11 protein-coding genes and 2 pseudogenes are annotated in these 12,929 nt (G+C 64.9%); 7 read left to right on the forward strand and 6 right to left on the reverse strand.

The features are described 5' to 3' along the window. Window positions 1-513, forward strand: a pseudogene (locus C1D09_RS26885) (ABC transporter ATP-binding protein); the annotation flags it as partial. A 64-nt stretch (window positions 514-577) separates the two neighbouring features. Here the strand turns inward: C1D09_RS26885 and C1D09_RS26890 are convergent. From C1D09_RS26890 to C1D09_RS26900, 4 genes and pseudogenes are all read right to left on the reverse strand, one after another. Next, window positions 578-838 (reverse strand): annotated as a pseudogene (locus tag C1D09_RS26890) (aldo/keto reductase); the annotation flags it as partial. Further along, complete coding sequence (locus C1D09_RS34125) at window positions 825-953, reverse strand: hypothetical protein (protein ID WP_281288648.1); 129 nt, start codon at window positions 951-953, stop codon at window positions 825-827. The pseudogene C1D09_RS26890 and the gene C1D09_RS34125, both read right to left, overlap by 14 nt. A gap of 19 nt (window positions 954-972) precedes the next feature. Continuing rightward, window positions 973-1,848 carry an NmrA family NAD(P)-binding protein gene (locus tag C1D09_RS26895; protein WP_143977086.1) on the reverse strand — a complete coding sequence of 292 codons (876 nt, stop codon included), beginning with the start codon at window positions 1,846-1,848 and terminating at the stop codon, window positions 973-975. A gap of 39 nt (window positions 1,849-1,887) precedes the next feature. Further along, entirely contained in the window at window positions 1,888-3,168 is a 1,281-nt protein-coding gene (locus C1D09_RS26900; RefSeq protein WP_143977087.1) for a serine hydrolase domain-containing protein, read from the reverse strand. A gap of 178 nt (window positions 3,169-3,346) precedes the next feature. On the opposite strand from C1D09_RS26900, the gene C1D09_RS26905 reads away from it, so the two are divergent. The 3 genes from C1D09_RS26905 (at window position 3,347) to speB (ending at window position 7,412) form a co-directional block, all read left to right on the forward strand. Then, complete coding sequence (locus C1D09_RS26905) at window positions 3,347-4,249, forward strand: LysR family transcriptional regulator (protein ID WP_143977088.1); 903 nt, start codon at window positions 3,347-3,349, stop codon at window positions 4,247-4,249. Between the two features lie 138 nt (window positions 4,250-4,387). Beyond that, window positions 4,388-6,508 (forward strand): molybdopterin-containing oxidoreductase family protein, encoded by a 2,121-nt coding sequence (locus C1D09_RS26910; protein ID WP_143977089.1) that lies wholly within the window; start codon window positions 4,388-4,390, stop codon window positions 6,506-6,508. Window positions 6,509-6,608: 100 nt separating this feature from the next. Then, complete coding sequence (gene speB, locus C1D09_RS26915) at window positions 6,609-7,412, forward strand: agmatinase (protein ID WP_143977090.1); 804 nt, start codon at window positions 6,609-6,611, stop codon at window positions 7,410-7,412. 13 nt (window positions 7,413-7,425) lie between these two features. Here the strand turns inward: speB and C1D09_RS26920 are convergent, their stop codons facing one another. Beyond that, window positions 7,426-8,568 (reverse strand): flavin-containing monooxygenase, encoded by a 1,143-nt coding sequence (locus tag C1D09_RS26920; RefSeq protein ID WP_143977091.1) that lies wholly within the window; start codon window positions 8,566-8,568, stop codon window positions 7,426-7,428. A 63-nt stretch (window positions 8,569-8,631) separates the two neighbouring features. Next, the gene (locus C1D09_RS26925; RefSeq protein ID WP_143977092.1) at window positions 8,632-9,111 is read right to left on the reverse strand and encodes an Lrp/AsnC family transcriptional regulator; all 480 of its coding nucleotides are present in this window, start codon (window positions 9,109-9,111) and stop codon (window positions 8,632-8,634) included. A 104-nt stretch (window positions 9,112-9,215) separates the two neighbouring features. Between C1D09_RS26925 and C1D09_RS26930 the strand changes: the two genes are divergently transcribed. From C1D09_RS26930 to C1D09_RS26940, 3 genes are read left to right on the forward strand one after another with little or no spacing between them, the layout of a single operon-like run. After that, window positions 9,216-10,424 carry a diaminopropionate ammonia-lyase gene (locus C1D09_RS26930; protein WP_143977093.1) on the forward strand — a complete coding sequence of 403 codons (1,209 nt, stop codon included), beginning with the start codon at window positions 9,216-9,218 and terminating at the stop codon, window positions 10,422-10,424. Further along, window positions 10,421-11,656 carry a Zn-dependent hydrolase gene (locus C1D09_RS26935; RefSeq protein ID WP_143977094.1) on the forward strand — a complete coding sequence of 412 codons (1,236 nt, stop codon included), beginning with the start codon at window positions 10,421-10,423 and terminating at the stop codon, window positions 11,654-11,656. Before C1D09_RS26930 ends, C1D09_RS26935 begins: the two co-directional genes overlap by 4 nt. Window positions 11,657-11,660: 4 nt before the next feature. After that, the gene (locus C1D09_RS26940) at window positions 11,661-12,821 is read left to right on the forward strand and encodes a M20 aminoacylase family protein (protein ID WP_143977095.1); all 1,161 of its coding nucleotides are present in this window, start codon (window positions 11,661-11,663) and stop codon (window positions 12,819-12,821) included. Window positions 12,822-12,929 lie beyond the last annotated feature (108 nt).

Consider the following 12,929-nt stretch of genomic DNA (forward strand, 5'->3'; position numbering starts at 1 on the left):
CCGACCAACCATCTCGATATCGACAGCCGTGAATCGCTGATCCACGCGCTCAACGAATTTCCCGGCGCCGTCATCCTGATCTCGCACGACCGCCATCTCTTGGAGGCGACCGCCGATCGGCTGTGGCTGGTCAAGGACGGCGCGGTCAACCCGTATGATGGCGATCTTGAGGACTACAAGACGCTGGTCACGGGCGTCTCTGGCGACCGCCGCGGCAAGCGCGAGGCCGACAAGGCGTCCAAGGCCGACCGCCGCCGCGATGCGGCCGCGCGTCGTGCCGCCTTCGAACCGCTGGCCAAGGAAATCCGCGCCACCGAGGCGCTGATGGACCGCATCCGCAAGCGCATCGACGGCATCGAGGACGAACTGGCCAATCCGGCGATCTACGAAAAGGATCCCTCGACCGCGACACGCCTGGCCAAGGAGCGCTCGCAGCTCGCCCAGACGCTGGCCGGCCACGAGGAAAAATGGCTGACCATGTCGGCCGAGTATGAGGAAGGCACGGCGGAGTAGGGCGGCCGACCTCGTCGCAAACCGCGATTGGGACCGATCACAGCGCCAGCCCCATGCCGCAATTTCATGCTGCGGCATCCCAATCGGGTGCGAAGGGTGGCCGGACGAAGCGCTGGTCCTTCGGCAGGGCAGCAATCGTCGCGCGATCCTCATCGTCGAGCCGAATGCCGAGCGCATCGAGATTGGACTTCTGGCTTTCGGGGCGGGCGGCTTTCGGGGTCACGATGACGCCCGCCTGGTCCAGAAGCCAGGCGATGGCCATCTGCGCGGCGCTGCAGCCATGCTTGCGCCCGAGCCCGGCGAGCGTTGCGTCACTGGAGGCGCGGAATCGCAATGCCCTGCGTGACGATCGATTCCATGATGATTTCCTTTCGAAACTGTGGCGATGGCAGGGCACGGGCGACCGCCACCGCTTCGCGCCAGCGACTTTGCAAGTCCATGCGCTAAATCGTGACCGTGTCAGGTGGCTGACAGGCTCGCCGCGACGAGGTTGGCGATAACGCTATCGAGCGTCGTTGTCCCTTTGATCGCCGAACGGCCTTGGTCGCTGAACTCGATCCAGCCCTCGTTGAAGCCGTCAAGCATCCGGATCCGCGGCAACGGCTTTTGCATACCCTGGGAACGGAAGATCTGCTCCCAGCTTTCGCGCGGCACCGTCTCGACCTTGACCGGACGCTCCAGCACCGTGGCGAAGGCGCGGGCGAGATCGTTGGGCGAGACGCGGACAGGCCCCTCCAGTTCGATGACCCGCGTCCCGATCCAATTCTCCTGAAGCAGCATGGCGGCCAGGCGTCCGACATCTTGCGTCGCGACCATCGGCAACGGCCTGTCGGCTGGCTGCAGGAAGCTGCGCAGCACGCCTTCGTCGCGCGCCGAGGGAATGTCCCAGAGCGCATTCTCCAAGAACCAGCCGGGCCTCAGGAAGGTGACCGGAAGCCCGATCCCGTCCAGCGCCCGTTCCATCAGCGTGCGCTGCGTCAGCAGGTTCTCGTGCGGCGCGTCCGCGCCGATGGTCGACAGGCAGACCACCTTGCCGGGACGCGCCTCGGCCAAGGCAGCGGTCACGGCCGCGATGACGCGCTTAGCCTCGGGATATCCGGGTTCCGGATCGAACTCGGAGGGCGGCAGGATGAAGACGCCCGCAGCCTCGCTGAAGGCCGAGGCCAGGCTTGCCGCATCGTCCATCTCGGCCAGGGCGACATCACAGCCGCGACGTCTCCACTCCGCTGCCTTGGCCGCGTCGCGCAGGACGGCGCGGACAGGCAATCCCTCGGCGAGAAGGCTGCGCGCAAGCGCGCCGCCGACCTTGCCGGTTACTCCGGTGATTGCATACATGGTGGTTCTCCAAAAAGGTTGGTGTCGATCTTCAGGGGTTCAGGCGAGCCCGGCATAGAGGCCGCGCTCGAACGCGCCGTAGAGCGCGACGACCCGCTCGTCGTAGAAGGGCAGGACCTGGGTGAAGAGCGCGCCGGTGACGTGCTTCACCGGGTCGAGCCAGAAGTAGCAGTTGAGCAGACCTGCCCAGGAGATGCTGCCGGCGGACCGCCCATTCGGTCCCGGCTGCGTGTTGATGTCGAAGGACAGGCCCCATTTATGCGGCTGTTGCGGGAACTGGTCGAAGCTGCGGGAATAGGACGGCTGCGCCGAGCGCATCTCCTGGACGCTCAGCTCGCCGATCTGGTTCTGCATCATCATGGCGACGGTCTCCGGACGCAGGATTCGCGCGCCATGCAGCGCGCCGCCATTCAGCAGTGCCTGCAGGAAGGCCATATAGTCCCGCGGTGTCGAGAAGGCACCGCCGCCGCCCATGAAGAACTCCGGCCGTTGCGGCATCTCGAAGGGCGCAGGCTCCAGCCCGCCATCGGCCCCGCGGTTGTGGAAGGTGGCGACGCGCTGCTTCTGCTTGGTGCAGATCAGGAAGCCCGAATCCTTCATGTCGAGCGGCGCGAAGATGTTCTCGCGGAAGTAGATTTCGAGCGACTGATCGGATACCGCTTCGACGAGTTTGCCGATCCAGTCCATGCTGATGCCGTATTCCCACCGTTCGCCGGGTTCGAATTCGAGCGGAGCGGTGAAAGCAGCGTTCTTGCAGGTCGCGATGTCGGGCATGCCCGTCACCTTCTCGTAGCGGGTGAGAGCCTCGCTCCAGATCGAGTAGGTGTAGCCGGAAGTATGCGTCAGCAGATGGCGCACCTTGATCGCGCGCTTGGCCGGCCGCAGTCGCGGCGTTCCATCCTCCGCAAAGCCGTCAAGAACCTGCGGCGAGGCCAGCTCAGGCAGGTATTTCGCCGCGTCGTCGTCCAGATTGAGGCGGCCCTGCTCGATCAGCTGCATGCAGGCCGTAGCCGTGAAAGCCTTGGTCATCGACAGCAGCCAGAACACCGTGTCGAGCGTCATCGGCGCCCCCGTTGCTGTGTTCGCTTTGCCGAAGGCACCCTCATAGACCATGCCTTTCGGCGTCGCCGCGACGGCGATGACGCCGGCCACGTCGTTCTTCGAAACGCCTTCGCGCAGGGCGGCGTCGATCGCCTTGAACCGCATCGACGAACCGGCTGGCGTTGTCTTGGCCAGAGCGGGGCTGACCGCATCGAGAGCCAGGATGGCCCCCAGCATTCCGCCGCGCTGAAGCATCGTTCTGCGTGTGAGGTGATTCATGGCTAACTCCTTTCCGGATCGAAGGAAATCCGACCTGCTCAGCCTGTCTCGGCCGGCACTGCGGTGACGCCATGCTTGTACGTCGCGCCATCCAGTGATTCACGCGCATTAAGATCAGTGTTATGATGACTAGAAATCACCGATCCTCGTCATCGGGGTGTAGGCGAAGGGAGATTGAATGGTTTTCGACACGCGGCTTCTCACCGGCGTCGGGGTCTTGGCAGCGGTCACGGAGGCCGGGAACTTCGCCCGTGCCGCGGAGATGCTCGGCCTGACGCCATCGGGGGTGAGTCGGGCCGTCGCGCGTCTGGAGGCCCGGGTCGGCGTGCGGCTCTTCGATCGCAATCCACGCGAGGTCAGCCTGACCGAGGAAGGCCGGCGCTTCCATGCGCAGGTGATGCCGCTGCTCGCAGGCTTGGATGAGGCTGCGGCCGAGGCCGCGGGCGCGGCGGCGGTGGTGCGCGGACGGCTGCGCGTATCTGTGGACCCGTGGTTCGCACGCACGGTGCTCGCAGGCGGGCTGCAGCGGTTCCTTGCTCGCTATCCACTGCTCGTGCTGGATTTATTGACCAGCAACTATCGCGAGGAGATGATGAGCGGCGTGGACGTGGCGATACGCTTCGGGCCGCCCGATGCATCGTCCCTTATCGTGCGCAAGCTCCTGGAAGCCCAGATTCTGACGGTTGCGGCGCCGGCCTATCTCGAACGGCACGGCGAGCCGCGATCGCCACACGACCTCGTCCACCACGAGGCGCTTCTCTTCCGCGATCCCCAGACCGGCCTTCCTTTTCCATGGGAGTTTCACCGAGGCGGAGAGATCGTCGAGGTCAAGATCTCAAGCCGTCTGGTGCTGGATGATCCTTCCGTCGCGGTCACGGCCTGCGTCGCGGGCCAAGGCATTTTCCAAAGCCTCGCCATCGGCCTGGCGCCGTTCCTGGCACGCGGAGACCTCGTGCCGATCCTGCCGGAGTGGTCGGAAGAGCTTTACCCGCTCTACGCCTACCAGCCATCACGCCATCTGCCGCCGGCCAAGGTCAGGGCATTCCTGGATTTTATCCAGGAGATTGCCGTTGGGTTGTAATCGATACCGGAGGCCATCGATGTCGATGGAACTATGGTGAAAGTCGCCGCATATCGGGTAGAAAAGGCATCCCCGAAAGGCAGTTTATGGGCAACTCTGGCCCTACACGCCACGTTCGGAACCAGCTAAACATCCCCCATGAACCAACACGCCAACCTTCGCATCGGCCATTCGGCCTGTCCGCATGATTGCCCGTCCACCTGCGCGCTCGAGGTCGAGTTGCTCGACGGCAACCGCATCGGCCGCGTCCATGGCGCCAAGACCAACACCTACACGTCCGGCGTCGTCTGCGCCAAGGTCGCGCGCTATGCCGACCGCGTCCACCACCCCGACCGCTTGCTGAAGCCGCTGATCCGCGCCGGCGCCAAAGGCGACGGCGTCTGGCAGGATGCGAGCTGGGAGGCCGCGCTCGACCTCGTCGCCGAAAAGTTCGTCGCGGCCGAAGACAAATACGGCTCGGAGACGGTCTGGCCTTATTTCTATGCCGGCACGATGGGGCTGGTGCAGCGCGACGGCATCGACAGGCTGCGTCATGCCAAGAAATATTCGGGCTTCTTCGGGTCGATCTGCACCAATCTCGCCTGGACCGGCTGGATGATGGGGGCTGGCGCCTTGCGTGGGCCCGATCCGCGCGAAATGGCGAAATCCGACTGCGTGGTGATCTGGGGCACCAATGCCGTGGTCACGCAGGTCAACGTGATGACCCATGCCATCAAGGCGCGCAAGGAACGCGGCGCTAAAATCGTCGTCATCGACGTCTATGAAAACGCGACGATGAAGCAGGCCGACATGGGCCTTGTGCTGAAGCCCGGCACCGACGGCGCGCTGGCCTGCGCGGTCATGCATGTGCTGTTCAGGGAAGGCCTGGCCGACCGTGCCTATCTCGAAAAATACACCGACGATCCGAAGGGGCTGGAGGCGCATCTTCGGACACGCCCCCCTGAATGGGCGGCCGAGATCACGGGCCTGTCGGTCACCGAGATCGAGGCCCTTGCCCGCCTTGTTGGCATGACCAAGAAAACCTATTTCCGTCTCGGCTACGGCTTCGCCCGCCAGCGCAACGGCGCCGTCAACATGCACGCCGCTTCCTGCATCGCCGCGGTCACCGGCAGCTGGCAGTATGAGGGCGGCGGCGCCTTTCATTCGAATTCCGGCATCTTCAAGCTCAACCAGGAGGTGCTGGAAGGCACCAGGATGCGCGATCCGGCGATCCGCCATCTCGACCATTCGCGCATCGGACCGGTGCTGACCGGCGCCGGCGACGCGCTCTATGGCGGACCGCCGGTGACCGCGATGCTGATCCAGAACACCAACCCGGTGAATGTCGCGCCCGAGCAGCGGCTGGTAAAGCAGGGCTTTCTGCGCGACGACCTGTTCACCTGCGTGCACGAGCAGTTCATGACCGACACCGCCAAGCTGGCGGATGTGGTGTTGCCGGCGACGATGTTTCTCGAACATGACGACGTCTACAAGGGCGGCGGCAACCAGCACATCACGCTCGGGCCGAAGCTGATCGAGCCGCCGGAAGGGCCGCGCACCAACCATTTCGTCATCGAGCAACTGGCAGAGCGCCTGGGAGTCGCAGACCGCCCGGGCTTCGGCCTGACAGAACGGCAGCATATCGACATCATTCTTGGCAAGCGCGGGCTGGGCAGTTTCGACAGCTTGAAAGAGCAGAAATGGGTCGATCTGCAGCCGGATTTCGAGGCTGCGCATTTCATCAACGGCTTTGGCCATGCGGATGGCAAATTCCGCTTCCGTGCCGACTGGACCGGCCAGGCGGCACCCAACCGGCCGCCGAAGAGCATGGGTCTGTTCGGACCGGTGGAGCGCCTGCCCGAGTTTCCCGACCATGTCGACCTGATCGAGGTGGCCGACGAGGCGCATCCATTCCGGCTGACGACCTCGCCGGCGCGCAACTTCCTCAACTCGACCTTTGCCGAAACGCCGGTGTCCAAGGAAAAGGAAGGCAGGCCGACGCTCCTCCTTCATCGCGACGACGCGGCCGAGCTCGGCCTTGCCGACGGCGACCGTGTCGAGGTCGGCAACCGGCGCGGCGAGCTGGTGCTGCATGCCAAATTCTTCGACGGCATCAAGCGCGGCGTGGTGATCGCCGAAGGCATCTGGCCCAACAGCGCGCATGAGCGCGGCGAGGGCATCAACGTGCTGACAGGCGCCGATGCACCCGCGCCCTACGGCGGCGCTGCCTTCCATGACAACAAGGTCTGGCTGCGCAAGGCTGACGAACCGGCAACCTAGCCGATGTCATTCCCTGGAATGCAACTGGCCCAACCAGCTGTCGTCGCAACGGCCAACTCGCGCCGTTATAGAGGGCTCCCTCTGCACCGGGAGGATTTCGATGGCAGGCGCGATTTCGCTTCTGGGAATACCGCATGACGAGAACTCGTCCTATCTGCGCGGGCCGGCCGAGGCCCCGGCGCTGATCAGGCGGGAACTGCATTCAGATGCCTACAGTTCATGGAGTGAAACCGGCTTCGATCTGGCCGGCCGTTTCGTCGACCATGGCGATATCGATTTCGTGGGCGGCGGCGACCCCTGGGAGCGGATCGAAGGCGAGGTCGGTCGCGCGTTGGATGCTGGCCATCCGCTGGTCGGCCTGGGCGGCGACCATGCGATCTCCTGGCCGGTGTTGCGCGCGGTGCACCGGCGCCATCCCGACCTGACGATCGTCCATATCGATGCGCATCCCGACATCTATCACTCCTACGGTGGCAACCCGCGTTCCCACACGTCGCCTTTCGCGCGCATCATGGAGGAGCGGCTTGCCGGCCGGTTGATCCAGATCGGGCTGCGCACCGTCAACGACCATCACCGCGACCAGTTCGCGCGTTTCGGCGTCGAAGTGGTCGAGGCGGCACGCTTCAGCGAGGGCCTGCGGCTCGACCTCAGGACGCCGGTCTATATTTCGATGGATCTCGACGGGCTCGACCCAGCCTTTGCACCCGGCGTCTCGCACCGAGAGTCGGGCGGGCTGTCGACCCGGCAGGTCATCAACCTCATTCAAGGCATCGATCAACCGATCGTGGCCGCCGATATTGTCGAGTACAATCCAAGCCAGGATCTCTCCAACATGACGGCGCTTGTCGCCGCCAAGCTGACGAAGGAGATCGCCGGCATGATGCTCAAGACCGCACAGGCGTAGGGCGGGCCGCGGATCACACCGGCGGGATTTCACCCGCCTTTTTCCGGTTCAGCCGGTGCCGGATATCATCGGCAATTGCCTGTGCTTCGATCCCGATCTCGCGCAGCAATCCGGTGACCGCATTGTGGAAACCGATGAGGTAGAGGCCGAGATCCGAAGCCTTGGGGGTAACGCCACTGCGGTCCGGCCGGACGCCGGGCTCGAGAAATCTGGCATAGCCCGGCCGGTAACCGGTGGCGAAGATGATCGCGTCGAATTCGCCCTGTTTGCCGTCGGCGAAACGGGCGCCGCGTTCCGAAATCTCGGCGATATCGGGCGCGACCTTGATCGCGCCTTCGCGGATCTTGCCGATGGTGCCCACATCGATCACCGGAATGCGCGACGCGATGGCAATCTGTTCCAGCAGTCCCTGTCCCGGCCGCTTGAGCCCGTATCTTTCCAGCCTGCCCAGCACCACGTCGAGAATGACCGGGAAAAGAACATCGTTGAAGCGTTGCGGTCCCAGGCGCGCCGCCATGCCGACCATCTGGATGGGCACGCCGAACAGTTCGCGCGGCACGATATGAACGCCGCCGCGCACGGAAATCGTCGGCCGTGCGCCGTTTTCCGCCAGATCGAGCGCAATCTCCGCGCCGGTGTTGCCCATGCCGACGACCAGCACCGACTGACCGGCGAAGGGCGTTGCATTGCGATAGTCGGCGCTGTGTAGCGTCGTGCCGGTGAAGCTGTCGATGCCGGCAAATCCGGGCCGCAAGGGCTCGGCATTGTAGCCTGACGCGATCACCACCTGTTTGGCGCGCAAGTGACCGGATGGCGCGTCCACACGCCAGCCTCGACCGTCCCGGGCGACCGCTGTCACCGTTTCTCCAAAGCGGGGCCGGAGGTTGAAGCGTTGCGCATAGGCATCGAGATAGTCGACGAAGAGATCGCGCGGCACATAACGCGGATAGTGTTTGGGAAAGGGCACGAAGGGCAGCGACGAATAGCGCTTGGTCGTATGCAGATGGACGCGGTCGTAGTGGCGCCGCCAGGCGGGCGCGGCCTGCTGCTCTTTTTCGATGATGATGAAGTCGACGCCGGCCTGCCGCAGGCATGCGGCGACGGCGAGGCCCGCCGGCCCGGCGCCGATGATCGCTACTGTCGTGGTGTCGTTCAAGCGCGCCTCCCGACTCAATTCCCGTGCAAAAGCATGGCGGCGGGACCTGCCTGCCGGCAAGGCTCAATCCGGCAACGGCACCGTCAGCCCGACCTTGACGCGGTCCATGGCCACGAAGGTGCGGAATTTCCGGACATTGTTGCTGCCGAAGAACAGCTTTCGCGTCAGCGCCTCATAGGCGCCCATGTCGGCCACGGTGATAACGAGGATGAAGTCGGCTTCGCCGGTGACGTAATAGCATTGCTGCACTTCGGGCGTTTGCGAGAATTGCCGCTTGGCCGCGTCGATAAGCTCCGTGCGCTCGCTCTCCAACTCCACCTCGACGAAGATGGTGATGGGCTGACCGACCGCCGCCGGTTCGATGATTGCCACATTGCCGGCTACGACGCCGGTCTGCTCCATGCGCTTTATGCGGCGCTGCACCGCTGGCGCCGAAAGGTTCACCGCTTCGCCGATCAGCCGCTGCGGCGTGGTGTTGTCGCGCTGCAGTATGGCAAGGATGGCGAGATCGAAACTGTCGAGCGAGGGCGAAGATGGAGGCAATGGGGGTATCCCGATGAAACAAACTTGCGTTTCGCAGGCCCAATTACAGCGCTCTTTGCGCCCGACCTGCAATATGGTCTCACTGACTGCCAAGGAGGCCGCCCGTGTTCCTGCCCAATCGCAATGCCTTGCACGGCAAGCCGCTTGATGCGGCCGATGCCGAAACCCTCGGGATCGCGGGCGCGGACACGGTCGAGCGCTTTCTCGCCCATCGTGACAATCACGCGATGACGCCGCTGCACGCGCTGCCTGCGCTGGCGGGCGAACTTGGCCTGGCTGCGCTGCATGTCAAGGATGAGGGTTTTCGTCTCGGCCTGGGCAGCTTCAAGGCGCTGGGCGGCGCCTATGCCGTCTTCCGCCTGGTGCTGGAAGAAGCAGGCAAGCGCCTCGGTCGCCCTGTTGACGTCGAGGATCTCGATCGTGCCGATGTTCGCTCGGTCGCCGCGAAGATGACCTTTGCCTGCGCCACCGACGGCAATCACGGCCGCTCGGTCGCGCAAGGCGCCGAGATTGCCGGCGCCAGGGCCGTGATCTTTGTCCATGCCGGCGTCAGCGACGAGCGCATCTCGGCAATTGCCCGCTACGGCGCGGAGATGGTTCGCGTCGATGGCAATTATGACGATTCGGTGAGGCAAGCGGCCCAGGTTGCGGCCGAGAAGGGCTGGACCGTGGTGTCGGATACGTCGTGGCCGGGTTATGAGCGCATCCCCGGCCTGGTCATGCAGGGCTATACGGCGATCGTGCGCGAGGCGTTGCGCCAGCTTAGCGAACCGCCAACCCATGTCTTCATCCAGGCCGGCGTCGGCGGCATTGCCGCGGCAGTGGCCGGCCATCTCGCCATCGTGCTTGGCGATGCCAGGCCAACCGTCATCGTCGTTGAGCCGGCGCGCGCGGCCTGCATTGTCGCGGCTGCCCGGGAAGGACACGTGGTCAAGGTGGCGCATGACCAGCCGACGGTGATGGCCATGCTTGAATGCTATGAGGCCTCGCAGGTCGCCTGGCGCGTGCTGGCGCGCGCCGGCGATGCCTTCATGACCGTGGACGAGGACGACGCCATCGCGGCGATGCGGCGGCTGGCCCGGCCATCCGGCAGCGATCCGGTGATCGTTGCCGGCGAGAGCGGCGGTGTCGGTCTTGCCGGACTGGTCCGGGCGACGGCCGAAAACAGGACCGATCTCGGCCTCGACGGCAAATCCAGCGTACTGGTGATCAACACCGAAGGCGCAACCGACCCGCATCGCTATGTCGAACTGGTCGGCTTGAGCCCGGTCGAGGTGTTGGCGGGCAAGCTCATTGCCCAGGCAACGCCATGATCGCGGTCGACGCGCAGCGCCTGCTTGGCCGTATCCGCGAACTCGGCGCCGTTGGCCGCGATGGCGAGGGAAGGCTGGTCCGGCTCGCTGCCTCCGACGCCGATAGGCTGGGCCGCGACCTCTTCGTCAGCTGGCTGCGGCAGGCCGGGCTCGATGTCGCCGTCGACCGCATCGGCAACATTTTCGGCATCTGGCAAAGTGCCGGCAATGCAGGCGAGGCGCCGCTGCTCATCGGCTCGCACATCGACACCGTCATCGATGCCGGCATCTATGACGGCTGCTACGGCGTGCTTGCCGGGCTGGAGGCGATCGAGACGCTGAAGGCGTCGGGTCTCTCGCCGTCGCGCCCGCTCGCCGTCGCGGCCTTCACCAATGAGGAAGGCGTGCGCTTCTCCCCCGACATGATGGGGTCGCTGGTCCATGCCGGCGGCGTCGATGTCGAGGCGGCACTCGCCGCTGTCGGCACGGACGGCAGCACGCTCGGGCAGGAACTCACCCGCATCGGCTATGCGGGCGAGCGCGAGTCGGGCTTTCTCAAGCCGCACCTCTATATCGAACTGCACATCGAACAGGGGCCGGTGCTGGACCGCGAAGGCATTCCGATCGGCGCAGTGGAAACCCTGCAGGGCATTTCCTGGCAGCGCATCACCCTCGACGGCGTCGCCAACCATGCCGGCACCACGCCGATGTCGATGCGCTGCGACGCCGGATATGCCGCGGCACGCGTGATCACCTTCCTGCATGACCTTGCTGCTGCTGGCTCAAACGCGCCGACCGTTGCCACCGTCGGCACGATGCGCCTCGAGCCGAATGCCATCAACGTCATCCCATCGCGCGCTGTCTTCACCGTCGACCTGCGCGATCCCGACGAACAGCGCCTGCAGGCGCAGGAAGCGGCGTTGGCCGCCTTTCTCGAACAGCTCGCCGCCGAGGGCATCACCGTGTCGGTCGAGCGGCTGGCCCGCTTCGCGCCGGTTGTTTTCGATGGGCGGGTCGTCAAGTTGATCGAGGCTGCCGCCAGGAAGCGCGGGCTTGCCTCCCGGCGGATGACCTCGGGCGCCGGCCATGACGCGCAGATGATCGCGCGCATGGCGCCGTCGGCGATGATCTTCGTGCCGAGCGTCGGAGGCATCAGCCACAGCCCGCATGAACACACCGGGGATGCCGAGCTTGTTGCCGGTGCCAACATCCTGCTTGATGTCGTCGCCGAACTCGCCGTGATCAAGAGGTGAAGACATGGCCGAACGCGATCCAGAAACGTTGAAGCGCGAGATGACCGATTGGCGGCGCGACCTGCACGCGCACCCCGAATTCGGCTTCGAGGAGAAACGCACCGCGGCCTTCGTCGCGGCCAAGCTGCGGGAATTCGGCCTGGACGATGTCGCCGAGGGCATCGGCGGCACCGGGGTCGTCGGCACTTTGAAGCGCGGCACCGGCAACCGCGCCATTGCGCTGCGGGCCGACATGGATGCGCTGCGCATATCGGAGCAATCGAGCGCGCCCTACCGCTCCGGGAATCCCGGCGTCATGCACGCCTGCGGCCATGATGGCCATACCGCCATGCTGCTTGGCGCGGCAAAGCTGCTGGCGGGCGAGGGTGGTTTTGACGGCACCGTGCGCTTCATCTTCCAGCCGGCCGAGGAGTGGGGCAGGGGCGCGCTGGCCATGCTCGACGACGGCCTGATGCAACGCTTCCCCTTCGACGAGATCTTCGGTCTGCACAACATGCCCGGCCTTCCCGTCGGGCATTTCGAGACCCGTGCCGGCCCGGTCATGTCGGCCGAGGACAATTTCGAGATCTTGCTCAGGGGGGTCGGCGGCCACGCGGCGCGGCCGCATTCGGGCAACGAAGCGCTGGTCGCCGCCTGTGCGCTGGTCACCAATCTGCAGACCATCGTGTCGCGCCGCCTGAGCCCGGCCGACATAGCGGTGGTTTCGGTGACCGAACTGATCACCGACGGCACCCGCAATGCATTGCCCGGTCTTGCCCGCATCCTCGGCGATGCGCGCAGTTTTCGCCCCGAGGTCAGCGCGGAGATCGAACGGCAGATGCGCATCATCGCCGAGGGCACCGCGGCCGCCTACAACATTGCCGCCGAGGTCAATTACACCAGAGAATTCGTGCCTTTGCACAATGATGCCGAGCTGGTCGAGGCGGCCTTCGCCGCCGCCAAGAAAGTCTTCGATCCCAGCAATGTCGCGGTTGCTCGCGAGCCGATGACGGCGTCTGAGGATTTTGCGCGTTTCCTCGATCACGTTCCGGGATGCTTCGTCTTCCTCGGCAATGGCGAGGCCTCAGCGCCGCTGCACAATTCCAGCTATGACTTCAATGACGACGGGCTGATCTTCGGCGCCAGGTTCCATGCCGCCATCATCAGGCAACGGCTCGGAATTTGACGGCCGCGGATCCTCGTCGGCACGCTTCTGCCGGTGGAAAACGCCTGGAAAAGGCCGAAATCCGTGATCTCACATGACGTAGAGGCAAGACTCAGCTAGCCTGTATCG

The sequence above is a fragment of the Mesorhizobium intechi genome (assembly GCF_002879535.1).
Classification (GTDB): Bacteria; Pseudomonadota; Alphaproteobacteria; order Rhizobiales; family Rhizobiaceae; genus Mesorhizobium; species Mesorhizobium intechi.